The 22,447-nt window shown below is 59.4% G+C and carries 20 protein-coding genes; 15 read left to right on the forward strand and 5 right to left on the reverse strand.

Going from position 1 to position 22,447, the window contains the following annotated elements; all coding sequences use genetic code 11:
• Positions 1 to 82 precede the first annotated feature (82 nt).
• The 5 genes from ribF to ispH all read left to right on the forward strand — a co-directional run bounded on the left by ribF (position 83) and on the right by ispH (position 5,904).
• Positions 83 to 1,033: a bifunctional riboflavin kinase/FAD synthetase gene (gene ribF / locus NL64_RS11635; RefSeq protein WP_034148228.1), complete on the forward strand. Its 951-nt coding sequence runs from the start codon at positions 83 to 85 to the stop codon at positions 1,031 to 1,033.
• Positions 1,034 to 3,865, forward strand: coding sequence for an isoleucine--tRNA ligase (gene ileS, locus NL64_RS11640; protein WP_034148229.1), 2,832 nt, complete (start codon positions 1,034 to 1,036; stop codon positions 3,863 to 3,865).
• Positions 3,858 to 4,370, forward strand: a complete 513-nt coding sequence (gene lspA, locus NL64_RS11645; RefSeq protein ID WP_034148230.1) for a signal peptidase II — start codon at positions 3,858 to 3,860, stop codon at positions 4,368 to 4,370. The genes ileS and lspA overlap by 8 nt, the downstream gene beginning before the upstream one ends.
• Before the next feature lie 7 nt (positions 4,371 to 4,377).
• Positions 4,378 to 4,815 carry an FKBP-type peptidyl-prolyl cis-trans isomerase gene (fkpB, locus tag NL64_RS11650; protein ID WP_172668667.1) on the forward strand — a complete coding sequence of 146 codons (438 nt, stop codon included), beginning with the start codon at positions 4,378 to 4,380 and terminating at the stop codon, positions 4,813 to 4,815.
• Between the two features lie 141 nt (positions 4,816 to 4,956).
• Positions 4,957 to 5,904: a 4-hydroxy-3-methylbut-2-enyl diphosphate reductase gene (ispH, locus tag NL64_RS11655; protein ID WP_034148231.1), complete on the forward strand. Its 948-nt coding sequence runs from the start codon at positions 4,957 to 4,959 to the stop codon at positions 5,902 to 5,904.
• Here the strand turns inward: ispH and NL64_RS11660 are convergent.
• Complete coding sequence (locus NL64_RS11660; protein WP_034148232.1) at positions 5,873 to 6,430, reverse strand: GspH/FimT family pseudopilin; 558 nt, start codon at positions 6,428 to 6,430, stop codon at positions 5,873 to 5,875. The genes ispH and NL64_RS11660 overlap by 32 nt on opposite strands.
• A 127-nt stretch (positions 6,431 to 6,557) precedes the next feature.
• On the opposite strand from NL64_RS11660, the gene NL64_RS11665 reads away from it, so the two are divergent.
• From NL64_RS11665 to thiO, 7 genes are read left to right on the forward strand one after another with little or no spacing between them, the layout of a single operon-like run.
• Entirely contained in the window at positions 6,558 to 7,031 is a 474-nt protein-coding gene (locus tag NL64_RS11665) for a GspH/FimT family pseudopilin (RefSeq protein WP_034148233.1), read from the forward strand.
• Positions 7,028 to 7,477, forward strand: coding sequence for a type IV pilus modification protein PilV (pilV, locus tag NL64_RS11670; RefSeq protein ID WP_034148234.1), 450 nt, complete (start codon positions 7,028 to 7,030; stop codon positions 7,475 to 7,477). The genes NL64_RS11665 and pilV overlap by 4 nt, the downstream gene beginning before the upstream one ends.
• Complete coding sequence (locus NL64_RS11675; protein ID WP_034148235.1) at positions 7,474 to 8,187, forward strand: prepilin-type N-terminal cleavage/methylation domain-containing protein; 714 nt, start codon at positions 7,474 to 7,476, stop codon at positions 8,185 to 8,187. The genes pilV and NL64_RS11675 overlap by 4 nt, the downstream gene beginning before the upstream one ends.
• Before the next feature lie 11 nt (positions 8,188 to 8,198).
• A complete protein-coding gene (locus NL64_RS11680) occupies positions 8,199 to 8,663 on the forward strand; it encodes a pilus assembly PilX family protein (RefSeq protein WP_172668663.1) in 465 nt (154 codons plus the stop codon).
• Positions 8,650 to 11,733 carry a pilus assembly protein gene (locus tag NL64_RS11685; protein WP_034148237.1) on the forward strand — a complete coding sequence of 1,028 codons (3,084 nt, stop codon included), beginning with the start codon at positions 8,650 to 8,652 and terminating at the stop codon, positions 11,731 to 11,733. Before NL64_RS11680 ends, NL64_RS11685 begins: the two co-directional genes overlap by 14 nt.
• A gap of 14 nt (positions 11,734 to 11,747) precedes the next feature.
• The gene (locus tag NL64_RS11690; RefSeq protein ID WP_034148238.1) at positions 11,748 to 12,149 is read left to right on the forward strand and encodes a type IV pilin protein; all 402 of its coding nucleotides are present in this window, start codon (positions 11,748 to 11,750) and stop codon (positions 12,147 to 12,149) included.
• A gap of 58 nt (positions 12,150 to 12,207) precedes the next feature.
• The gene (thiO, locus tag NL64_RS11695; RefSeq protein ID WP_034148239.1) at positions 12,208 to 13,308 is read left to right on the forward strand and encodes a glycine oxidase ThiO; all 1,101 of its coding nucleotides are present in this window, start codon (positions 12,208 to 12,210) and stop codon (positions 13,306 to 13,308) included.
• A 186-nt stretch (positions 13,309 to 13,494) separates the two neighbouring features.
• Here thiO and NL64_RS11700 read toward each other — a convergent pair whose 3' ends face one another.
• The 4 genes from NL64_RS11700 to NL64_RS11715 all read right to left on the reverse strand — a co-directional run bounded on the left by NL64_RS11700 (position 13,495) and on the right by NL64_RS11715 (position 17,797).
• On the reverse strand, positions 13,495 to 14,823 hold the full coding sequence (locus NL64_RS11700) for a sigma-54-dependent transcriptional regulator (protein WP_034148240.1): 1,329 nt from the start codon (positions 14,821 to 14,823) through the stop codon (positions 13,495 to 13,497).
• Between the two features lie 2 nt (positions 14,824 to 14,825).
• Positions 14,826 to 16,415, reverse strand: coding sequence for a sensor histidine kinase (locus NL64_RS11705; protein ID WP_034148241.1), 1,590 nt, complete (start codon positions 16,413 to 16,415; stop codon positions 14,826 to 14,828).
• Positions 16,405 to 16,638, reverse strand: a complete 234-nt coding sequence (locus NL64_RS11710) for a PP0621 family protein (protein WP_034148242.1) — start codon at positions 16,636 to 16,638, stop codon at positions 16,405 to 16,407. The genes NL64_RS11705 and NL64_RS11710 overlap by 11 nt, the downstream gene beginning before the upstream one ends.
• Positions 16,639 to 16,774: 136 nt before the next feature.
• A complete protein-coding gene (locus tag NL64_RS11715; RefSeq protein WP_034148243.1) occupies positions 16,775 to 17,797 on the reverse strand; it encodes an outer membrane protein assembly factor BamD in 1,023 nt (340 codons plus the stop codon).
• Between the two features lie 151 nt (positions 17,798 to 17,948).
• Here NL64_RS11715 and rluD point away from each other — a divergent pair, with 151 nt between their 5' ends.
• From rluD to clpB, 3 genes are all read left to right on the forward strand, one after another.
• Positions 17,949 to 18,911, forward strand: coding sequence for a 23S rRNA pseudouridine(1911/1915/1917) synthase RluD (rluD, locus tag NL64_RS11720; RefSeq protein WP_034148244.1), 963 nt, complete (start codon positions 17,949 to 17,951; stop codon positions 18,909 to 18,911).
• Complete coding sequence (gene pgeF, locus NL64_RS11725) at positions 18,908 to 19,633, forward strand: peptidoglycan editing factor PgeF (RefSeq protein WP_034148245.1); 726 nt, start codon at positions 18,908 to 18,910, stop codon at positions 19,631 to 19,633. The genes rluD and pgeF overlap by 4 nt, the downstream gene beginning before the upstream one ends.
• A gap of 130 nt (positions 19,634 to 19,763) precedes the next feature.
• Complete coding sequence (clpB, locus tag NL64_RS11730) at positions 19,764 to 22,328, forward strand: ATP-dependent chaperone ClpB (protein WP_034148246.1); 2,565 nt, start codon at positions 19,764 to 19,766, stop codon at positions 22,326 to 22,328.
• Positions 22,329 to 22,447: the final 119 nt, after the last annotated feature.

Raw genomic sequence — 22,447 nt, forward strand, 5'->3', positions numbered from 1 at the left:
GATTACTTTGGGATACGGTGTTGCCTGTCGTCGGCCGCCGGGTGTGGTTATAATCGACCACTTTATGAGCAAGAAGCGCGTTATGCAGCTGGTTCGAGGCCTCCACAATCTGCGCCCCCAGCATCGGGGCTGTGTCGCCACTATTGGCAACTTTGACGGTGTACACCGTGGCCACCAGGCTATCCTGGCGCGGCTGCGTGAGCGTGCGCTCGAGTTGGGCGTGCCCAGCTGCGTGGTGATTTTCGAGCCGCAGCCGCGAGAGTTTTTCGCGCCGGACACTGCGCCTGCCCGACTGGCACGCTTGCGCGACAAGCTTCAGCTGCTGGCCGCCGAAGGGGTCGACCGGGTCCTGTGCCTGGCCTTCAACCAACGCCTGAGCAAGCTCAGCGCCAGTGAGTTCGTCGATACCATTCTGGTTGACGGCCTCGGCGTGCAGCACCTTGAAGTCGGCGATGACTTCCGTTTCGGCTGTGACCGGGTAGGGGATTTCGATTTCCTGCAACAGGCGGGCGTCATGCAGGGCTTTACCGTCGAAGCGGCGCAGACCGTCGAGCTCGACGGCATTCGCGTCAGCAGCACCCAGGTGCGTAATGCACTGGCTGCCGCTGACTTTGCCCTCGCCGAACGCCTCCTCGGGCGCCCTTACCGGATTGCCGGTCGCGTGCTGCACGGCCAGAAACTGGCGCGGCAGTTGGGTACGCCCACCGCCAACATTCAGCTCAAGCGCCGTCGCGTACCGTTGACCGGGGTTTATCTGGTCAGCGTCGACCTCGACGGCAAGACCTGGCCAGGTGTCGCCAATATCGGCGTGCGGCCCACGGTCCAAGGGGATGGCAAAGCCCACCTCGAAGTCCATCTTTTAGATTTTGCCGGCGATCTGTATGACCGGCGTATGACGGTGGTTTTCCACCAAAAGCTGCGTGAAGAGCAGCGTTTCGCCTCTCTGGAGGCGCTTAAGACGGCGATCAATGCGGATGTCGCCGCCGCCCGTGCCCTGTCGCACCTAGCGCCAATCGCTAATGAAGAGCCTTAAATGACCGACTATAAATCCACGCTAAACCTTCCGGACACCGCCTTCCCAATGAAGGCCGGCCTGCCACAGCGCGAACCGCAGATTCTGCAGCGCTGGGACAGTATTGGCCTGTACGGAAAGTTGCGCGAGATTGGCAAGGATCGTCCGAAGTTCGTCCTGCACGACGGTCCTCCGTATGCCAACGGCACGATTCACATCGGTCACGCACTGAACAAGATTCTCAAGGACATGATCATCCGCTCGAAGACCCTGTCGGGCTTCGACGCGCCTTATGTTCCGGGCTGGGACTGCCACGGCCTGCCGATCGAGCACAAAGTCGAAGTGACCCACGGCAAGAACCTGGGCGCGGACAAGACCCGCGAACTGTGCCGTGCCTACGCCACCGAGCAGATCGAAGGCCAGAAATCCGAATTCATCCGTCTGGGCGTGTTGGGCGACTTCGCCAACCCGTACAAGACCATGGACTTCAAGAACGAGGCCGGTGAAATCCGTGCCCTGGCTGAAATCGTAAAAGGCGGTTTTGTGTTCAAGGGCCTCAAGCCCGTGAACTGGTGCTTCGACTGCGGTTCGGCCCTGGCCGAAGCGGAAGTCGAGTACGAGAACAAGAAGTCCTCGACCATCGACGTGGCGTTCCCGATCGCCGACGAAGCCCAACTGGCTGCCGCGTTCGGTCTGCCAGCGCTGGCCAAGCCTGCTTCGATCGTGATCTGGACCACCACCCCGTGGACCATCCCGGCCAACCAGGCGCTGAACGTCCACCCGGAATTCAACTACGCCCTGGTCGATGTCGGCGACAAACTGCTGGTGCTGGCTGAAGAGCTGGTCGAGTCGTGCCTGGCGCGCTACTCGCTGGAAGGTTCGGTCATTGCGACCACCACCGGTAAAGCGCTGGAGCTGATCAACTTCCGTCACCCGTTCTACGACCGTCTGTCGCCGGTTTACCTGGCTGACTATGTTGAACTGGGCGCGGGCACGGGCGTGGTTCACTCCGCACCGGCCTACGGTGTGGACGACTTCGTGACCTGCAAGAAATACGGCATGGTCAACGACGACATCCTCAATCCGGTCCAAAGCAACGGCGTTTACGCGACCTCGCTGGAATTCTTCGGCGGGCAGTTCATCTGGAAGGCCAACCCGGCCATCGTCGACAAGCTGACCGAAGTCGGTGCGCTGCTGCACACCACCATCATCGAACACAGCTACATGCACTGCTGGCGCCACAAGACTCCGCTGATCTATCGCGCCACCGCGCAATGGTTCATCGGCATGGACAAGCAGCCAACCACCGGCGACACCCTGCGCCAGCGTTCGATCAAAGCCATCGAAGACACCAAGTTCGTTCCGACCTGGGGCCAGGCGCGCCTGCACTCGATGATCGCCAACCGTCCGGACTGGTGCATTTCCCGTCAGCGCAACTGGGGTGTGCCGATCCCGTTCTTCCTGAACAAGGAAAGCGGCGAGCTGCACCCACGTACCGTTGAGCTGATGGAAGAAGTCGCCAAGCGCGTCGAAGTCGAAGGCATCGAAGCCTGGTTCAAGCTGGATGCCGCCGAACTGCTGGGCGCTGAAGCACCGCAGTACGACAAGATCAGCGACACACTCGACGTCTGGTTCGACTCGGGCACCACGCACTGGCACGTCCTGCGCGGTTCGCACCCGATGGGCCACGAAAGCGGTCCACGCGCCGACCTGTACCTGGAAGGTTCGGACCAGCATCGCGGCTGGTTCCACTCGTCGCTGCTGACCGGTTGCGCCATCGACAACCACGCCCCGTACCGCGAGCTGCTGACCCACGGTTTCACCGTCGACGAGTCTGGCCGCAAGATGTCCAAGTCGTTGGGCAACGTGATTGCGCCACAAAAAGTCAACGACACCCTGGGCGCCGACATCATGCGTCTGTGGGTTGCGTCGACCGATTACTCGGGTGAAATGGCGGTTTCCGAGCAGATCCTGCAACGCAGTGCGGACGCCTACCGGCGTATCCGTAACACCGCGCGCTTCCTGCTTTCCAACCTGACCGGTTTCAACCCGGCCACCGACTTGCTGCCGGCCGAAGAAATGCTCGCGCTGGACCGTTGGGCTGTGGATCGCACCCTGTTGCTGCAACGCGAGTTGCAAGAGCACTACGACGAGTACCGCTTCTGGAACGTCTACTCGAAGATCCACAACTTCTGCGTGCAGGAGCTGGGCGGTTTCTACCTCGATATCATCAAAGACCGTCAGTACACCACTGGCGCCGACAGCAAGGCTCGCCGTTCCTGCCAGACCGCGCTGTTCCACATCTCTGAAGCGCTGGTTCGCTGGATCGCGCCGATCCTGGCGTTCACCGCTGACGAACTGTGGCAATACCTGCCGGGCGAGCGTAACGAGTCGGTCATGCTCAACACCTGGTACGAAGGTCTGACCGAACTGCCGGAAGGCTTCGAGCTGGGTCGCGCCTACTGGGATCGCATCATGGAAGTGAAGGTCGCGGTCAACAAAGAGATGGAAATCCAGCGTGCGGCCAAGGCCGTCGGTGGCAATCTGCAAGCGGAAGTCACGTTGTTTGCCGAAGATGCGCTGACCGCCGACCTGGCCAAGCTGAGCAACGAACTGCGTTTCGTATTGATCACTTCGACCGCCAGCGTTGCGCCTTTTGTTCAGGCGCCAGCGGACGCGGTAGTCACCGAAGTCAGCGGTTTGAAGCTGAAAATCGTCAAGTCGGCCTTCGCCAAGTGCGCCCGTTGCTGGCACTGCCGTGAAGACGTCGGCGTGAACCCGGAGCATCCGGAAATCTGCGGCCGTTGCGTCGACAACATCAGCGGTGCGGGCGAGGTACGTCACTATGCCTAATGCCGTTGGCCGTTTCGGACGGCTGGGCTGGCTCTGGTTGAGCTTGTTGGTTCTGGTCATCGACCAGGCCAGCAAGTTCTACTTCGAAGGCAAGCTCGAGATGTATCAGCAAATCGTGGTGATTCCCGATTTGTTCAGCTGGACCCTGGCCTATAACACCGGTGCGGCGTTCAGCTTCCTGGCCGACAGCTCCGGCTGGCAACGCTGGCTGTTTGCCCTGATCGCCGTGGTGGTCAGTGCGGTGCTGGTGGTGTGGCTCAAGCGTCTGGGGCGCAACGAGACCTGGCTGGCCATTGCGCTGGCGCTGGTGCTCGGCGGTGCGCTAGGCAACCTGTATGACCGCATTGCCCTGGGCCATGTGATCGATTTCATCCTGGTGCATTGGCAGAACAGCTGGCATTTCCCGGCGTTCAACTTTGCCGACAGTGCAATTACTGTGGGCGCTGTCATGCTGGCACTGGATATGTTCAAAAGTAAAAAGACCGGAGAAGCCGTTCATGACTGAACAGGTATTGGCTGAGCAACGCATCGGCCAGAACACGGAAGTCACCTTGCATTTCGCATTGCGCCTGGAGAACGGCGACACGGTGGACAGCACCTTCGATAAAGCCCCGGCGACCTTCAAGGTGGGTGATGGCAACCTGCTTCCAGGTTTCGAAGCGGCGCTGTTCGGCTTCAAGGCTGGCGACAAGCGCACACTGAGCATCGAGCCGGAAAACGCTTTCGGTCAGCCCAACCCGCAAAACGTGCAGATCATCCCGCGCTCGCAGTTCCAGGACATGGACCTGTCGCCCGGTTTGCTGGTGATCTTCAACGATGCGGCCAATACTGAGTTGCCGGGTGTGGTCAAAGAGTTCGATGACGCGCAAGTGACCATCGACTTCAACCACCCGCTGGCAGGCAAGACCCTGACCTTTGACGTGGAAATCATCTCTGTCAAAGCGCTGTAATCGCTTTTCTGTAGGAGCCGGCTTGCTGGCGAAGAGGCCATGAAGCCTTGCGGTGAGTCCAATGGCCTCATCGCCAGCAAGCCGGCTCCTGCAGTAAGTTGTAATGATCTGAATTCTTGCGCGCAAGACACGAGGCACAGCATGCAAATCAAACTCGCCAACCCCCGTGGCTTCTGCGCCGGCGTGGACCGGGCGATCGAAATCGTCAACCGCGCCCTGGAAGTCTTCGGGCCGCCGATCTACGTGCGCCATGAAGTGGTCCACAACAAATTCGTCGTCGAAGACCTGCGCAATCGTGGCGCGATCTTCGTCGAGGAACTGGATCAGGTGCCGGACGACGTGATCGTGATCTTCAGTGCTCACGGCGTTTCCCAAGCCGTACGTACTGAAGCCGCCGGTCGTGGCCTGAAAGTGTTCGATGCCACGTGCCCGCTGGTGACCAAGGTGCACATCGAAGTCGCACGCTACAGTCGTGACGGTCGTGAATGCATCCTCATCGGCCACGCCGGTCATCCGGAAGTCGAAGGCACCATGGGCCAGTACGATGCCAGCAATGGCGGCGCTATCTACCTCGTCGAAGACGAAAAAGACGTCGCTGCACTTCAGGTGAACAACCCTGAAAAACTGGCGTTCGTCACCCAAACCACCCTGTCCATGGACGATACCAGCCGCGTTATCGACGCACTGCGTACGCGTTTCCCGGCCATCGGTGGCCCGCGCAAGGACGACATCTGCTACGCCACGCAAAACCGTCAGGACGCGGTCAAGCAATTGGCTGACGAGTGCGATGTAGTGCTGGTGGTCGGCAGCCCGAACAGTTCCAACTCCAATCGCCTGCGTGAACTCGCCGAGCGCATGGCCACCCCGGCCTATCTGATCGACGGTGCCGAAGATCTGCAGAAGAGCTGGTTCGACGGCGTCGAGCGTATCGGCATCACCGCTGGTGCATCTGCTCCGGAAGTCCTGGTGCGTGGCGTGATCCAGCAGTTGCAGGCGTGGGGCGCTACCGGTGCCGATGAGCTGGCCGGTCGCGAGGAGAACATTACGTTCTCCATGCCTAAAGAGTTGCGCGTTCGTTCCCTGCTCTGAATCCTTTCTCTTCTGCGCACAATGCCTGTTCAGCTTTGATGCTGCGCAGGCTGACGCGGCCTGATGGGGCCAGCACTACCTGATGCTGGCTCACCGGCTCGCGGCTTGCACAAATGTGCAGTGTCCCCGCCCGAAACGCACCGTTGCCTAATTGTGGTTCGCCCAGGCTGCTGAATTTTACCGAAGTCCTGACAGGTCCATTGCCAACAATCGGCAGCCCTGAGGCGTTTTGGCGCTCGACCAGCAACGGATTGTTGCTGTCCTTATATCCCTTGCCGCTTATGTCCAGAATGATCCGCCAGCCTTGGCCCCAGTCGCCGTTGATGGCGTGAATCACAACGGCCTGATGGCGTGCGATCGCTTCAGTCCTGGCGTTGCGAATGTCACTGAAAAGCGACTGCGCAGCCAGTTCGCGATGGTTCGATTCGGTGACTTGCGCAAGCGCCGGACTGACCAAATGCAGAACAATCCCGACAATCGTCAGTCCCATAAGCAGTTCGATCAGGCTGAAACCTTGCTGATGCATGACACCTTCCTCCCTGGAATGTCGTGGCCCGTGCGATTCGTGCACTCAATGGCAGACCAACCGCATCTCGGCGGTCGAATGTTCTAGCGTGTAAAGCAGGTATAGCCGACGGCAACGGAGGGCAACGATGGAAGATCGTACAAAAGGTTTCACGCTGATCGAGTTGCTGGTCGCGTTGGGGATCTTCCTGGTCCTGATCACTCTGGCGGTCCCGGCGTTCACCCGTTCGACGCAAATCACCAAGGCCGATATCGAGGTCGGTGATCTGCAACGTGGCCTGAATTTCGCCCGATTGGAGGCGATTGATCGGGGCATGACCACGCGCGTTCGTCCGACCGCGGGCGGCAGCGTCTGGACCGGGGAGTTGACGGTTTATGACGGTACTGGCACTCCGGCGAATGTATTGCGGGTTGTTCCAGCGATGAGCAGCGGCGCAACTCTGACGCTAACCTCAGGAGTGACCGCCATCGATTTCAACAATCTCGGCGGCTTGTCGTCATCCTCGACGGCGGTGGTGATCAACTATGTGCTGGGCACGCAAAGCAGGACGCTGAACGTGTGTTTGAACGGACGAATTCTATCGGGTGGAAGTTGCGGATGAGGGAATGGAGCAAGCGTGCACAGGAAGGCATGACGTTGATCGAAGTCCTGGTTGCATTGTTGATTCTGAGCGTGGGGTTGTTGGGGGCGGCGGCGTTTCAACTGAATGCGCTGAAGTACACGGACAGTGCGCGCATGGCCAGTCAGGCCAGTTTTATCGCCTACGACATGATGGACCGCATCCGCGCCAACGCGGCTGCCGACTACACGGTGACGCCACCGACCTCGGGCAACCTGAGCGTCGCCCGGGACCAGGACCTCTACGACTTCACCAGCAACATCGTCAATTTCGGTGGCCCCACGGCTACCGGCAGCATCACTCTCAATCAGCGCGTGTACACCATCACCATCAATTGGGACGATTCACGCGCGGCCAACAGCGCCAACTCCCGACGCAGTTTTGTGCTGACCAGTCGCGCGACCGTCGATCCGGTGGCGACGCCATGAGCCGCTTAAGCAGAGGGTTTGGTCTGATTGAATTGCTGATCGCCCTGGCATTGAGTCTGGTTGTGGTGTTGGGCGTGGTGCAGGTTTTCATCGCCGCCAAGAACACTTTTGTCAGCCAGAACGCCTCGGCCACCATGCAGGAAGATGCGCGTTTCGTGCTGAGCAAAATCATTCAGGAAATCCGCATGGTTGGCATGTTTGGTTGCCTGGGGACAATCACCGACGCCAGCTCGGCAGGTGACTTCAATGCCGCACAGATCACGCCGATCAGTTGGGACAATGCCAGCCTCAAGCTGACGCTGGTAACGGCGGACGTGGGTAACAGTGGCGGGACGCCGACCTGGACAGTGATTTCCGATTGCAGAAGCAGCGCGACCGCCTATACCGAAGCGCGGACACCGGCGACGGGGCAGCTGGCGTTTCCGATTCGGCGGTTTGTCTACAGCCTGAAAAACGGTCAGCTGACGATGGGCGTCGGCAGAGGTACGCCGGCCCAGCAAGTGCTGATAGATAACGTCAGTGCCTTCAACGTCAGCTTCGGCCTTGCCAGTTCCGCAGCGGACTCAGCGGCCTCCAGCTACAGCAGCAACCCGTCCGACCCGGCACGCATTCGCAGCGTACGTCTGAGCCTGACCCTCACCGATCCGAATAATCGGGTGAGCAATCAAACCTTCAACGTGGTTGCCGCGCTGCGCAACCGCCTGCCATGAGGGGAGGGCGAATGACTGTTCAAGCCCAACGCGGCATGGCCTTGCTGGTCAGTCTGGTGTTCCTGCTGTTGCTGACGCTGATCGGTCTTTCTTCGATGCAGAACGCGACCTTGCAGGAAAAAATGGCCGGCAGCGTTAGCTTGCGTAATCAGTCATTCCAGACCGCCGAAGCCGCGTTGCGGGTGGGCGAAAGTGTGGTGCAACTTGATAGTTATTCATTGGCAGTGTGTAGCGGCACCAGCCAATGCGCACCGCCGTCCGAGTCATCGACCGTCAAAGCCGCTGGCTTCAACTCCACCTCGGGGGTGACCTGGATCGCCTCCGGCAGCGGCTTTTATGGCGTGCAAAACATCGGTACCACCCTGACGGCGGTGAACGTGCCGAGCAACACCTCGGCGACGCTGTACCGGGTCACCGCAGTGGGTATCGCGGGGAACTCGCGCAGTGTGGTGGAGAGTATTTATGCGAAGTACTGAGGGGCGCGCCGGGTTGTGGCGGATGTTGTGTGGCGTTGCTTTGGGGTTGTATCTGGCGGCGCCGGTCTATGCCTTCACGCCGTCGGATTCGCCGCTATTGAGCGCGGCAGCCGTGGCGCCGAACGTGATGCTGATGATCGACAATTCGGGAAGCATGAACAACATCATTTGGGCGCCGGGTTTTGATCCCACGGTCAACCGCGCGCAGATTGCGATGTGCAATTCCAAGCTGTCATGCATCGGTGGTCAAAACCTCGACATGAGTGATGCCAACATTGCCCTGTCGAGCCTGAATCGCGGCGGTTGTTCGAGTAACGGTAACTGGTACGGCTTCTATCGTGGTTTTCTCGGGTTGACGCCAATCTGCCTCAAGCTGCCGGACCCGGTGGGCAATGAAAACACCCGTTACACGGCTAACTACCTGGCGTATTTGCTAGGGCTGGCCAACGGTTCAAGCCGAGACTTCATCACGGGGGCCAATGCGATCCCCAACGATTACCGCATCAGTGTGGCGCAGGACGTTTCCAACAACCTGGTTTCCAGCAATCGCTCGCTGCGCATCGGTCTGGCGACCTTCAATCCGCCAGCCGGTAACAATCCGGGCAACGGTGGCTACATCGCCCGCGCTATCAGCGATTTGTCGGTGGAGGCCAACTACAACGCGTTGGTTGCCTCGATCAACGGCTTGAGTGCCGTGGCCAACACACCGCTGGCGGAAACCTATTACGAAGTGACCCGTTACCTGCGTGGGATGGCGCCGTACTACAACTCGACGCCTGCAACCTATACCAGCCCGATTCAGTACCGCTGCCAGAAAAACTATGGAGTAGTGATCACCGATGGTCTGCCCACGTACGACCGGACCTTCCCGAGCAACGACGCGCTTGGCGGTAGCCGTCTGCCGAATTGGGACGGCAACAGCACCAACGACGGCGACAACCTCAATGGTGATAGCGAAGGTGACACCCTTTACCTGGATGACATCGCGAAATTCGCATTCGATATCGATATGCGCGCCACCGGAACCGACCTGGCCGGCAAAAGCTGGAACGCCACGGATTTTCCCAAGCAAAACATGAACACCTACACCGTGGGTTTTACCGCGGCGAATCAGATGCTGTCCGACGCTGCTAATTACGGACAAGGCAAGTACTACCAGGCGACGGACAGCACCGGACTCAACGCCGCGTTGTCCTCAGCCCTGAGCGACATTACCTCCAAGGCCGGCTCCGGCGGCAGTGGTGTCACCAGTGGCACCATCCTCGGCAGCGGCACCAGTTACTTCCAGACCAGTTACGACCCCAAGGACTGGCGCGGCACCATCAAGGCCTATGGCTTTACTGCCAGCGGTGCGGTGAATACCGGGTCGGTACTGTGGACATCGGACACGGCTATTGTGCCTGGGGCCACGGCACCTACCTATCAATCCTGGAACAACCAGACCAACACGGCGGTGACGCTGGCCTACACAAATTTTTCTCCGGCCCAGCAAACCATCCTCAATCAGGGTTTGCCGACCGGCATCACCGGCAGCGATCTGGTGGAGTGGAGCAAGGGCATCAACAAGACCGGCCTGAAAGTGCGCAGCGTGTTGCTGGGCGACATCATCAACTCGCCGCTGGCCCTCGCGTCACCCTCGGATAAAACCGCTTCCGACCTTTCAGGCGACACCAGCTACAGCACCTATCTGGCTACCAAAGCAGCCAACATGAATGCCAGCCTGGTGGTCAACGCCAACGACGGTTTCGTCAATGTCATCAATACCGGCAACGGCACTCGGCGTTACGCCTACCTGCCGTCGAGCGTGTTGCCTTCACTGCGTTACATCGCTGATACCACCTACATCAACGGCGTCAGTCACAAGTTTCTGGTGGATGGCCAGGTGGGTGTATTCGATGCTCAACTCAACAGCGCCTGGAAAACCCTCGCGCTGGGCGGAACGGGGGCGGGTGGGCGATCCTTCTATGCGCTGCAACTGTTCGACGCTTCGGCGGGCAACGTGACCAAGGCGTTGTGGGAAATCAGCGCGCCGGCCGCGGCCAACACGGCTAACGCTTTCAATGACCTGGGTTACGCCTATGCCCGTCCGGAAGTGGCACGCTTGGCCGACGGTCGATGGGCGGCGTTCATTTCCAATGGCTATGGCAGCCACTCCGGGGTGGCGGCGTTATACGTGGTGGATATCCGCGACGGTTCGCTGATCAGGAAAATCGTCATCGACAGCAGCGAATCCACGAACGGATTGTCTTCGGTGAAGCTCAAGGTCAATTCGCAGAACGTGGTGCAGGCAGCCTATGGTGGCGACCTCAAGGGGAGGTTGTGGAAATTTGACTTGAGTGGCACCAGCACCGATTCATGGGGCGTGGCGTTTTCCGGCAAGCCGCTATTTACGTCTGCGGGCGGTGCGACTCAACCGATCACCGCGCAGCCATTGCTGGCGGACAATTCGCTGGGAGGCAAGGAAGTCTTCTTCGGCACCGGGAAATTCAACGAAACCGCGGACAAGACCAACAAGGATTTGCAGGCGTTTTATGCGGTGTGGGATGCGGACGGCGGCTCGGGTCAGATCACCACCTCCAGTTTGCAGGCCCAGGCGGTAACCGGTGTGTTCTCGGGCGGTTCGGGGCAGTTCATCACCACCAGCCAGAGTGAGGTGACTTACCCGGCGGAGAAAGGTTGGTACTTGCCACTGGTGTATAACAACGCGCTGACGGGCGAGCGGGTGATCAATCAGGCCAGTCTGGTACTCGGGCGAATCGTGTTTACCACCGCCAGTGTGGACACCACGGACCCTTGCGCCAGTTTCGGCACCGGCAAACTGGTCGAACTCGATGCGTTCAGCGGTAAGATGCTCAACTACGCGGTGCTCGACACCAATGGCGACGGGTTGATCGACAGTACCGATACGGTGTCCAGCGGCGTGATCTTCACCGGCGGTATCCCGACCTTGAACGCCATCGTCAATGGCGCGACCCGCAAGATCGTGAACGATTCCAGTGGCGGCATCACCACGCTGGTGGAAAAATCCGGCGGCGGCAGCCGTCGCATCATGTGGCGACAAATACAGTAAGTGAGAGTTGAGGCATGCACAGATCCAACCGCGGTTTTACCCTGATCGAAATCATGATCGTGATAGCGATCATCGGGATCGTCATGACCATTGCCGCCCCGAGTTTCACCGAGTATCTGAATAAAGGGCGTCGCACCGAAGTGGCTGGCCTGCTCTCCGAACAGGCGCAGATCCTTGAGCGCTTTTATTCGCAGAAAAATGTCTACACCAATGCCACCGGCCTGAGCGCCGGCAATGACTATTACACCATTACCCCGACCCTGACCGACCAGACCTTTTTGCTGACGGCGGTACGCAAGCCAGGCACAAGCATGGCCACTGACAAGTGTGGTGATTTCACTATCACCAATACCGGTGTCCGTAGCATGGTCAACGCGACGGCGGGTTTGACTACCAAAGATTGCTGGGGTCGCTGAGTTTTTCATTTTCGGGCGCCTTTTGCGCCCTCTGTCTATTTAACGGTTGGATCAGAACATGACCAGGCAACAGCAAGTGGTGATTGTCGGTGGCGGGGTAATCGGTCTGCTGACGGCATTCAATCTGGCGTCCGAAGTGCAAAGCGTTGTGTTGCTGGATCGTTCGAACGTCGGTCAGGAATCGTCCTGGGCCGGTGGCGGGATCGTTTCGCCGCTCTATCCGTGGCGTTACAACCCGGCAGTCACTGCGTTGGCCCATTGGTCACAGGATTTTTATCCACAGCTGGGCGAGCGCTTGTTTGCCGCCACTGGCGTTGATCCCGAGGTGCATACCACCGGCCTGTATTGGCTGGATCTGGATGACGAGGCCGAAGCGCTGGCTTGGGCCGTGCGGGAGAATCGCCCGTTGCGGGCTGTGGATATCTCGGCGGCCCACGATGCGGTGCCGGTATTGGGTGGCGGTTTTTCCCGGGCGATCTACATGGCTGATGTGGCCAACGTGCGCAATCCGCGTTTGGTGAAGTCGCTCAAGGCTGCGTTGTTGGCGCTGCCGAACGTGACGATTCATGAGCAATGTGAAGTCAGCGGGTTTGTTCGTGAGGGCGATAAAGTCATCGGTGTGCAGACCTCGACAGGTGCCATCCACGGCGACCAAGTGGTCCTGACCGCTGGCGCCTGGAGCGGCGATTTGCTCAAGAGTCTCGGTCTCGAGCTGCCAGTCGAGCCGGTGAAAGGGCAGATGATTCTCTACAAGTGCGCGGCAGATTTCCTGCCAAGCATGGTGCTGGCCAAGGGGCGTTATGCGATTCCTCGGCGCGATGGACATATCCTGATTGGCAGTACGCTGGAGCACGAAGGCTACGACAAGACGCCCACCGAGTCGGCGCTGGAAAGCCTGAAGGCATCGGCGGTGGAGTTGATTCCGGCGTTGGCGGATGCCGAGGTGGTGGGGCATTGGGCCGGGTTGCGCCCTGGTTCGCCTGAAGGCATTCCCTACATTGGCCGGGTGCCGGGGTTTGATGGGCTTTGGCTTAACTGCGGGCATTTCCGCAACGGGTTGGTGCTGGCGCCGGCGTCGTGTCAGTTGTTTGCGAATGTGATGCTGGGCAGGGCGCCGATCATTGATCCGGCGCCGTATTCGCCGATTGGGCGGATCTGAATCAAGGGCAAAAGATCGCAGCCTTCGGCAGCTCCTACAGGGGGAACGCATTTTATTGATCCGGCGCCGTATGCGCCGATTGGGCGGATTTGAAGCAAGGGCAAAAGATCGCAGCCTTCGGCAGCTCCTACAGGGGGAACGCATTCCAATGTAGGAGCTGCCGCAGGCTGTGATCTTTTAAGGCTATCAATCCAGGCCCAGCTTCTTCAGCCTGTAACGCATCGAGCGAAACGACAAATTCAACCGCTGAGCCGCCGCCGTACGGTTCCAGCGGGTTTCCTCCAAGGCCTGAAGGAGAAGCTGGCGTTCGACGTTCTCCAGATAGACCTCCAGGTTGTCGATCTGCGTCAGATCCGGCACTCCGTCTTCTACCGCACAGTTGCCTTCAGCCAAACGCAGGTCGCTGTCCTCGATCTGTCTGTTTTCGCACAACGTGTGAGCTCGTTCGAGCATGTTCTCCAGCTCCCGCACGTTGCCCGGGAAGCGATAGCTTTTCAGCGCATCGATGGCTTGTGGCTGGAGTTTTGCCACCGGTTGGCCGGTGTCCGCCGCAAGCCGCGTGAGTACATGGCTGGCCAGCGTCTCGATGTCGTCGCGGCGTTCGCGCAAGGGCGGAACTCGCAGCTCGATCACGTTCAAGCGGTAGTACAAATCCTGACGAAAGCGTTCGGCGGCGACTTCGGCATCGAGGTCTTTATGGGTGGCGCAAAGAACGCGCACATCGACCACTTCTTCCTGTTGCCCGCCGACGCTGCGTACGGCTTTCTCCTGAATGGCCCGCAGTAGTTTGACCTGCATCGGTAGCGGCAGATCAGCCACTTCATCGAGAAACAAGGTACCGCCATGAGCAGCCTGGAACAGGCCGGGCTTGTCTTCGATAGCGCCGCTGAAGCTGCCTTTGCGGTGACCGAAAAACTCGCTTTCCATCAGCTCCGACGGAATCGCGCCACAGTTGACAGGTACAAACGCTTGATTGGCGCGCGGTCCGCGTTCGTGAATCAGCCGTGCGACCAACTCCTTGCCGCTACCAGACTCGCCGCTGATGTAAACCGGCGCCTGGCTGCGCGCCAGTTTGTCGATCTGTTTGCGCAGAATGCGCATGGGCAGTGAATCGCCAAGCAAGCGACGATCGATGGCCGCGCCCGGTGCAGGCAACAGCAGGGCGCTGCCGACCAGTTCCCGCAGGCGGGTGAGGTCCACCGGTTTGCTCAGGAAGTCGAAAGCACCGGCCTTCAGGGCGTTGATCGCCGTTTCGACATTGCCATAGGCGGTGATCATGGCCACCGGGGTTTGTGGGTAGCGTTGCTGGATGTGCTGCACCAGTTCAAGGCCGGTGCCGTCGGGCAGGCGCATGTCGGTCAGGCACAAGTCGAATGCCTCGCGCTTGAGCAGGGCTAGGGCCTCGCCAGCGTTGCGGGCACAGAAGGTGTCGAGTTTCATCCGTCCCAGGGTGATTTCCAGGAGTTCGCGAATATCCGGTTCGTCGTCGACGATCAGGACTTTTTGCCGTGACATGTTCAACTTTGTTTCCGTCCGTGAGCAAAGGTGATCCGAAAGCAGCCGCCGCCTTGGCGTGGTTTGAAGTCTAGGCGGGCCTGGTTGCTTTCGCACAGCTCACGGGACAGATACAGCCCCAGGCCAGTGCCTTGGTGACTGGTGGTGAAGAAGGGCTCGAATAATTGCGCTTGAAGATCGGGGGCCACGCCGGGGCCGTCGTCGATGACTTCGAGGATTGGCAATTGGCTGGTTGGATCGATGAATAACTCGAGCCAAACCTGTGCCAAGTCGTGATGCTGCGCACTGTGACGCCATGCATTGCGGATCAGGTTGTCGAGAATCTGGTGAAGCTGGTTGGGGTCCATCAAGGTCTTGATGTCTCCCGCAGCGATGCGCAGGTGAAGCTGCTGGCGATCGGTCGCTCGCTCACGGGTTTCGGCCACGAACTGTTCCAGCCACGGCTTGAGGTCGAGTCGTTGTGGCAAGGTTTGCTGGCGCCGGGACAGTTGCAGGACGTTTTCGATAACCCGATTCATTCGCTGAGAGTGGTCTTGAATAATCTGCGTCAGACGTCGATCCGCGCCGTTCAGTTCCTCGGATTCGCGCAATAGCTGCGCGGCATGACTGATGGCGCCCAACGGATTGCGGATTTCATGGGCGATGCCGGCGGTGAGGCGACCGAGGGCGGCAAGCTTCAGCTGCTGGGCCTGTTGAGCGATCTGGGCGAGGTCTTCGAGAAAGATCAGCGTCTGGTGATTCGGGCTTGTGTCCAGCGCGATGAAGCTCGGTTGCAGCTCCTGGCCGCTGCTGGGGATTTTCAGGCTCTGCGGGCGTAGCGTCGGGTTGTTGAGCCACAGTTGCAGGCGTTCTACCAAGGCGGGGAAGTGATCGTCTATCAGCCGGCCTTCGAGACGCTCGCAATCGAGCAGGGTCAGGGCACTATGGTTGGCCAATTGCACGCGTCGTTGCTCATCGAGCACCAAAATACCGGTGCGCATGCGTTGCAAGATCAGCGCGTTGAGTGTTTCCAGGCCGACGACTTCACTGGCCTTTTGTTCGGCCAGGGTTTCGCTGACTTCCAGTCGTCGGATCAAGGCTTGCACCAGTAAAGCCGCGGCAAAACACAGGGCGCCGAGGGTGCCGACTTGCAGATAGTCGTTGGGATTGGCGGGATAGCTAAAGCTCAGCAGGAAGCTCAAACCGACGATGCCGAGCGCGCCAACAGCGGCAATCAGCAGGCCGATACGCCTTCGCAACAAGGTATTGCTGATGGCCACCGAGACGATCAGCAAGTTGCCAATGGCGCTGGCCACGCCGCCGGCGGCGTAGAACAGGCCGCACAACAGCAGGACATCGATTAGCGCCAGGCTAAATAATTGCGTCGGGCGGCGGGTGTTCTCGAAGAAGACCACCAGCAGGATGTTCAGTACCAGATACAACCAGCTGCCAATGCGCAGCAGGTCGTCATTGGCGGAGGTCAACAGCCGGTTGTCCATGTTGCTGGAAATCAACAACACCAGGGTAATGCCGACGCTTAAACGGTAGAGGTGATAAAGGCGCAGCAGTCGCTGGGCCTGTTTGCCGCGTGGACTGGAGGCCTCAGCGATCACTTGGACCGGGGCCTTGCTCAAGGTGAGCCTGGCTGCAGTACCACTGTTGTTGAAGGCTTAGCGCGCGGTCACGGGGCAGGTGAACGCCGCAATGGGCGCAGCGGACCATGGGCGCCGCTTCCAGCTCGGCGGAGGACTTGGGTGCCGAAGCCTGGCCCTTGTACTTGCGCCAGAACCACACGGCGGCGGCAATCACGGCGATCCAGAATAGTAAACGAAGCATGGTGAGCTGCTTTATGACGGATGAATCGCCAGTTTAGCCAAGGACATGACAGGCGCACAGCGTATTCGCGCGGCATAAAAACGGCGCAATAAAAAAGGGAGACTCAAGAGTCTCCCTTTCTGCACCGCCGGTCGTGTCAGTCGAACACGCCGAAGGTCATGTAGCTGAACCACGAGCGGTCTTCATTGTTGCCTTCCGCTTCGTGTTCCTCTTCCTCGATCACATCGCCGTCTGCATCTTTAGGCTTGAGTTCGTTCGGAATCGCGTCTTTGGCATCCTGGAACTGCTTCTGCACGTCCTGGTTGGCGCGGGTTTCTCCCGGTGGCAGCGGAGGACGGGATTCGATCAGACCCAGGGTCGCCTTGCTCAGCCACGAACGGTTGTCGGCTTCGTCCATCGACGGCACGAACTGGCCGTCCACCAGGCTTGGGTGGTTCGGGTAGTTGAGCTTCAGGGTTTCGAGGCTGGTGGCCGCCAGTTCGTCCAGGTGCAGACGCTGATAGGCTTCGGTCATCACCGCCAGGCCGTCAGCCACCGAAGGGGTCTCCTGGAAGTTTTCCACCACGTAACGGCCACGGTTCGCGGCAGCAACATAGGCCTGACGGGTCAGGTAGTAGTGGGCAACGTGAATCTCATAGGCAGCCAGCAGGTTGCGCAGGTAGATCATGCGCTGCTTGGCGTCCGGCGAGTAGCGGCTGTTCGGGAAGCGGCTGGTCAGCTGGGCGAACTCGTTGTAGGAGTCGCGAGCGGCGCCCGGGTCACGCTTGGTCATGTCCAGCGGCAGGAAGCGCGACAGCAGGCCCACGTCCTGGTCGAAAGAAGTCAGGCCCTTGAGGTAGTAGGCGTAATCGACGTTCGGATGCTGCGGGTGCAGGCGAATGAAGCGCTCGGCAGCGGCTTTCGCAGCCTCAGGCTCGGCATTCTTGTAGTTGGCGTAGATGAGTTCGAGTTGCGCCTGGTCGGCATAGCGACCGAACGGATAACGCGATTCCAGAGCCTTCAGCTTGGCGGTAGCGCTGGTGTAGCTGTTGTTGTCCAGATCAGCCTGAGCCTGTTGGTACAACTCGACTTCACTCAGGTTTTCGTCTACGACTTCCTTCGATGAGCAAGCAGCGGTCAATGCGAGGATGGCGATCAGCAGCAGGTGTTTCACTTGCATGGCGGCTTGCGTCCCTATGACGGCCGCTGTCTTGGGCGTGGCCGTCCTGTTATGATGAGCGCCCCGTTGAATAGCCTCGGGGCAAAAGACGCCGTATTTAACCACAAGCGCGCAGCCGAAACCAAAAGCTGTGCCGACGCCTAGTCTGAGCATGTCCGATAAAATTGAACTTCGCGCAGAGGTGCCGTCCGAATTGGGCGGCCAACGCCTCGATCAAGTCGCCGCACAATTATTCGCTGAGCACTCGCGCTCGCGCCTTTCCGCCTGGATCAAAGACGGCCGCCTGACTGTGGATGGGGCGGTTATCCGCCCGCGAGACATCGTTCACGGTGGCGCCATTCTTGAACTCACTGCCGAGCAGGAAGCTCAGGGCGAATGGATCGCTCAGGACATCGAGCTGGACATCGTCTATGAAGACGACGACATCCTGGTGATCAACAAGCCTGCGGGCCTGGTGGTGCATCCGGCTGCCGGCCACGCTGATGGCACTTTGCTCAACGCCTTGCTGCACCACGTGCCGGACATTATTAATGTGCCCCGCGCCGGTATCGTGCATCGCCTGGACAAGGACACCACCGGTCTGATGGTGGTGGCCAAGACCATTCAAGCGCAGACGCAGCTGGTTACACAGTTGCAGAGCCGCAGCGTCAGCCGCATCTATGAGTGCATCGTGATCGGCGTGGTGACGGCGGGCGGCAAGATCAATGCGCCAATCGGTCGTCATGGCCAGCAACGCCAGCGCATGGCCGTGATGGAAGGTGGCAAGCAAGCCGTCAGCCATTACCGCGTGCTCGAGCGTTTCCGCTCCCACACCCACGTGCGGGTGAAGCTGGAAACCGGTCGTACCCACCAGATTCGCGTGCACATGGCGCACATCAACTACCCGTTGGTCGGAGATCCTGCCTACGGCGGTCGTTTCCGCATTCCGCCAGCGGCTAACCCAACCATGGTCGAGTCCCTGAAAAACTTCCCGCGTCAGGCGCTGCATGCGCGTTTCCTGGAACTGGATCACCCGACCACCGGTCAGCGCATGAGCTGGGAGTCGCCGTTGCCGGAAGACTTCGTCTGGTTGCTGACCCTGCTCAAGCAAGACCGCGAGGCGTTCATCGGATGAATGACTGGCTGATTCCTGACTGGCCCGCGCCGGCCGGGGTCAAAGCTTGCGTCACCACCCGTGCGGGCGGCGTCAGTCTGGCGCCGTTCGACAGCCTCAACCTCGGCGATCATGTCGATGACAGCCCCGAAGCTGTCGCCGAAAATCGCCGTCGTCTTACCGATCAATTTTCCATTCAACCGGCCTGGTTGCAGCAGGTCCACGGCATTGTCGTGGCGCACGCGGACCCGAGCCAGGTAGTGACTGCCGATGCCAGTTGGACGGCAACCCCCGGCATCGCCTGTGCGGCGATGACCGCCGATTGCCTGCCAGCGCTGTTTTGCGACCGCGCCGGCACTCGCGTTGCCGCAGCTCATGCGGGATGGCGCGGGTTGGCGTCGGGTGTGCTTGAAGCCACGCTCGACTGCCTTGACGTGCCACCTGCCGAAGTATTGGTCTGGCTCGGCCCAGCCATTGGCCCGCAAGCGTTTGAAGTCGGCCCGGAAGTGCGCGAGACCTTCGTCCAGCAATTGCCGCAAGCGGCGCAAGCTTTTGTGCCCAGTCAAAACGCCGGTAAGTTCATGGCTGACATCTATATGCTCGCGCGACTGCGTCTGGCGGCTCGCGGTGTAACTGCTGTTTACGGCGGCGGTTTCTGCACCGTGACCGATCCACGTTTCTTTTCTTATCGTCGTGCGCCTCGCACCGGTCGATTCGCCTCCCTTATCTGGCTCGAACGCTAGACTTGTCTGACCTGCATCAACGTCTCGACGCTTGAAACTCCCAGAATCGACCACATCTATTGTGATATCTGGCAGGTTTCTTCATTCAGGATGTTTTATAGGTCCGGCCTGCTCAAAAGGAAGGTGACCCATGCGTATAGACCGTTTAACCAGCAAGTTGCAGTTAGCCTTGTCCGACGCCCAATCCCTGGCCGTCGGTCTCGATCATCCGGCCATCGAGCCGGCGCATTTGATGCAAGCCCTGCTCGAACAACAGGGTGGTTCGATCAAGCCCCTGTTGATGCAGGTGGGCTTCGACATCAACAGCCTGCGTAAAGAGCTGACCAAAGAGCTCGATCAGCTGCCAAAAATCCAGAACCCGACCGGCGACGTGAACATGTCGCAGGATCTGGCACGTCTGCTCAATCAGGCCGACCGTTTGGCCCAGCAAAAGGGCGACCAATTCATTTCCAGTGAGCTGGTATTGCTCGCCGCCATGGATGAGAACAGCAAGCTCGGCAAGCTGTTGCTCGGCCAGGGCGTGAGCAAGAAAGCCCTGGAAAACGCGATCAACAACCTGCGCGGTGGCGAGGCGGTCAATGACCCCAACCACGAAGAGTCGCGCCAGGCCCTGGATAAATACACCGTTGACCTGACCAAGCGCGCCGAAGACGGCAAGCTCGATCCGGTGATCGGCCGTGACGACGAGATTCGCCGGACCATTCAGGTGCTGCAACGCCGCACCAAGAACAACCCGGTCCTGATCGGTGAGCCTGGTGTGGGTAAAACCGCCATCGCCGAAGGCCTGGCCCAGCGCATCATCAATGGCGAAGTGCCGGACGGCCTCAAGGGCAAGCGTCTGTTGTCCCTGGACATGGGGGCGTTGATTGCCGGTGCCAAGTATCGCGGTGAGTTCGAAGAGCGCCTGAAATCCCTGCTTAACGAACTGTCGAAGCAGGAAGGGCAGATCATTCTGTTCATCGACGAACTGCACACCATGGTCGGCGCCGGTAAAGGCGAAGGCTCGATGGATGCGGGCAACATGCTCAAGCCAGCCTTGGCTCGCGGTGAGCTGCACTGCGTCGGCGCGACCACGCTCAACGAATACCGCCAATATATAGAGAAGGACGCCGCGCTCGAGCGACGCTTCCAGAAAGTGTTGGTGGACGAACCGAGCGAAGAAGACACCATCGCCATCCTGCGTGGCCTCAAAGAGCGTTATGAGGTTCACCACAAGGTAGCGATCACCGACGGTGCAATCATCGCGGCGGCCAAGCTCAGCCATCGCTACATCACTGACCGTCAGTTGCCGGACAAGGCCATCGACCTGATCGACGAAGCCGCCAGCCGCATCCGTATGGAGATCGATTCCAAGCCGGAAGTGCTGGACCGTCTGGAACGTCGCCTGATTCAGCTGAAGGTGGAATCCCAGGCGCTGAAGAAAGAAAGCGACGAAGCGGCGATCAAGCGTCTGGAAAAACTCCAGGAAGAAATCGTTCGTCTTGAGCGTGAGTATTCGGATCTGGAAGAAATCTGGAACTCGGAAAAAGCCGAGGTACAAGGTTCTGCTCAGATTCAGCAGAAAATCGAACAGTCCCGTCAGGAACTGGAAACCGCACGCCGCAAAGGCGACCTGAACCGCATGGCCGAATTGCAGTACGGGGTAATCCCGGACCTGGAACGCAGCCTGCAAATGGTCGACCAGCACGGCAAAAGCGAAAACCAGTTGCTGCGCAGCAAAGTAACTGAAGAAGAGATCGCGGAAGTCGTGTCGAAGTGGACCGGCATTCCCGTGTCGAAAATGCTCGAAGGCGAGCGCGACAAACTGATGAAGATGGAAAGCCTGTTGCACCAACGTGTGATTGGCCAGGACGAAGCGGTGGTCGCAGTTTCCAACGCAGTGCGGCGCTCCCGTGCCGGATTGTCCGACCCGAATCGCCCGAGCGGCTCGTTCATGTTCCTCGGCCCGACCGGTGTTGGGAAAACCGAACTGTGCAAGGCGCTGGCCGAATTCCTCTTTGATACTGAAGAGGCAATGGTGCGCATCGACATGTCTGAGTTCATGGAGAAACATTCCGTGGCTCGCTTGATTGGCGCGCCACCGGGATACGTAGGCTATGAAGAGGGCGGTTACCTGACTGAGGCGGTGCGTCGCAAGCCTTACTCGGTGATCCTCCTGGACGAGGTCGAGAAGGCGCACCCGGATGTGTTCAACATCTTGCTGCAAGTGCTGGAAGATGGCCGTCTGACCGACAGTCATGGCCGTACGGTGGACTTCAAGAACACCGTGATCGTCATGACCTCCAACCTGGGCTCGGTGCAGATCCAGGAGCTGGTGGGTGATCGAGAAGCGCAGCGTGCAGCGGTAATGGACGCGATTTCCTCGCACTTCCGGCCGGAGTTCATCAACCGGGTCGACGAAGTGGTGATCTTCGAGCCATTGGCGCGGGATCAGATCGCTGGCATTACCGAGATCCAGTTGGGTCGTCTGCGCAGTCGCCTGACCGAGCGCGAACTGACGCTGGAACTCAGCCCTGAGGCCATGGATAAGCTGATCGCAGTAGGTTACGACCCGGTGTACGGCGCACGGCCGCTGAAACGTGCGATCCAGCGCTGGATCGAAAACCCGTTGGCACAGCTGATTCTGTCGGGTCGTTTCATGCCCGGCGAGACCGCCAAGGGGGTTGTGGAGAACGACGAAATCGTCTTCGTCTGATCCACGACGGCAGCAAAATGAAAGAGGCCTCGCATTGCGAGGCCTTTTTTTCGTTAGGCTGTTGAACTCAAAGGAAAAGGCTTGTAAAGTGCGCCCCGCAGTAAGTCACCCGCCAGGGT

Source organism: Pseudomonas fluorescens, from assembly GCF_000802965.1.
Taxonomy (GTDB): Bacteria; Pseudomonadota; Gammaproteobacteria; order Pseudomonadales; family Pseudomonadaceae; genus Aquipseudomonas; species Aquipseudomonas fluorescens_A.

Coding starts and splice junctions, on each gene's coding strand:
- ribF (WP_034148228.1), top strand. CDS start 83: ATGCAGCTGGTTCGAGGCCTCCACAATCTGCGCCCCCAGCATCGGGGC.
- ileS (WP_034148229.1), top strand. CDS start 1,034: ATGACCGACTATAAATCCACGCTAAACCTTCCGGACACCGCCTTCCCA.
- lspA (WP_034148230.1), top strand. CDS start 3,858: ATGCCTAATGCCGTTGGCCGTTTCGGACGGCTGGGCTGGCTCTGGTTG.
- ispH (WP_034148231.1), top strand. CDS start 4,957: ATGCAAATCAAACTCGCCAACCCCCGTGGCTTCTGCGCCGGCGTGGAC.
- NL64_RS11660 (WP_034148232.1), bottom strand. CDS start 6,430: ATGCATCAGCAAGGTTTCAGCCTGATCGAACTGCTTATGGGACTGACG.
- NL64_RS11665 (WP_034148233.1), top strand. CDS start 6,558: ATGGAAGATCGTACAAAAGGTTTCACGCTGATCGAGTTGCTGGTCGCG.
- pilV (WP_034148234.1), top strand. CDS start 7,028: ATGAGGGAATGGAGCAAGCGTGCACAGGAAGGCATGACGTTGATCGAA.
- NL64_RS11675 (WP_034148235.1), top strand. CDS start 7,474: ATGAGCCGCTTAAGCAGAGGGTTTGGTCTGATTGAATTGCTGATCGCC.
- NL64_RS11680 (WP_172668663.1), top strand. CDS start 8,199: ATGACTGTTCAAGCCCAACGCGGCATGGCCTTGCTGGTCAGTCTGGTG.
- NL64_RS11685 (WP_034148237.1), top strand. CDS start 8,650: ATGCGAAGTACTGAGGGGCGCGCCGGGTTGTGGCGGATGTTGTGTGGC.
- NL64_RS11690 (WP_034148238.1), top strand. CDS start 11,748: ATGCACAGATCCAACCGCGGTTTTACCCTGATCGAAATCATGATCGTG.
- thiO (WP_034148239.1), top strand. CDS start 12,208: ATGACCAGGCAACAGCAAGTGGTGATTGTCGGTGGCGGGGTAATCGGT.
- NL64_RS11700 (WP_034148240.1), bottom strand. CDS start 14,823: ATGTCACGGCAAAAAGTCCTGATCGTCGACGACGAACCGGATATTCGC.
- NL64_RS11710 (WP_034148242.1), bottom strand. CDS start 16,638: ATGCTTCGTTTACTATTCTGGATCGCCGTGATTGCCGCCGCCGTGTGG.
- NL64_RS11715 (WP_034148243.1), bottom strand. CDS start 17,797: ATGCAAGTGAAACACCTGCTGCTGATCGCCATCCTCGCATTGACCGCT.
- rluD (WP_034148244.1), top strand. CDS start 17,949: ATGTCCGATAAAATTGAACTTCGCGCAGAGGTGCCGTCCGAATTGGGC.
- pgeF (WP_034148245.1), top strand. CDS start 18,908: ATGAATGACTGGCTGATTCCTGACTGGCCCGCGCCGGCCGGGGTCAAA.
- clpB (WP_034148246.1), top strand. CDS start 19,764: ATGCGTATAGACCGTTTAACCAGCAAGTTGCAGTTAGCCTTGTCCGAC.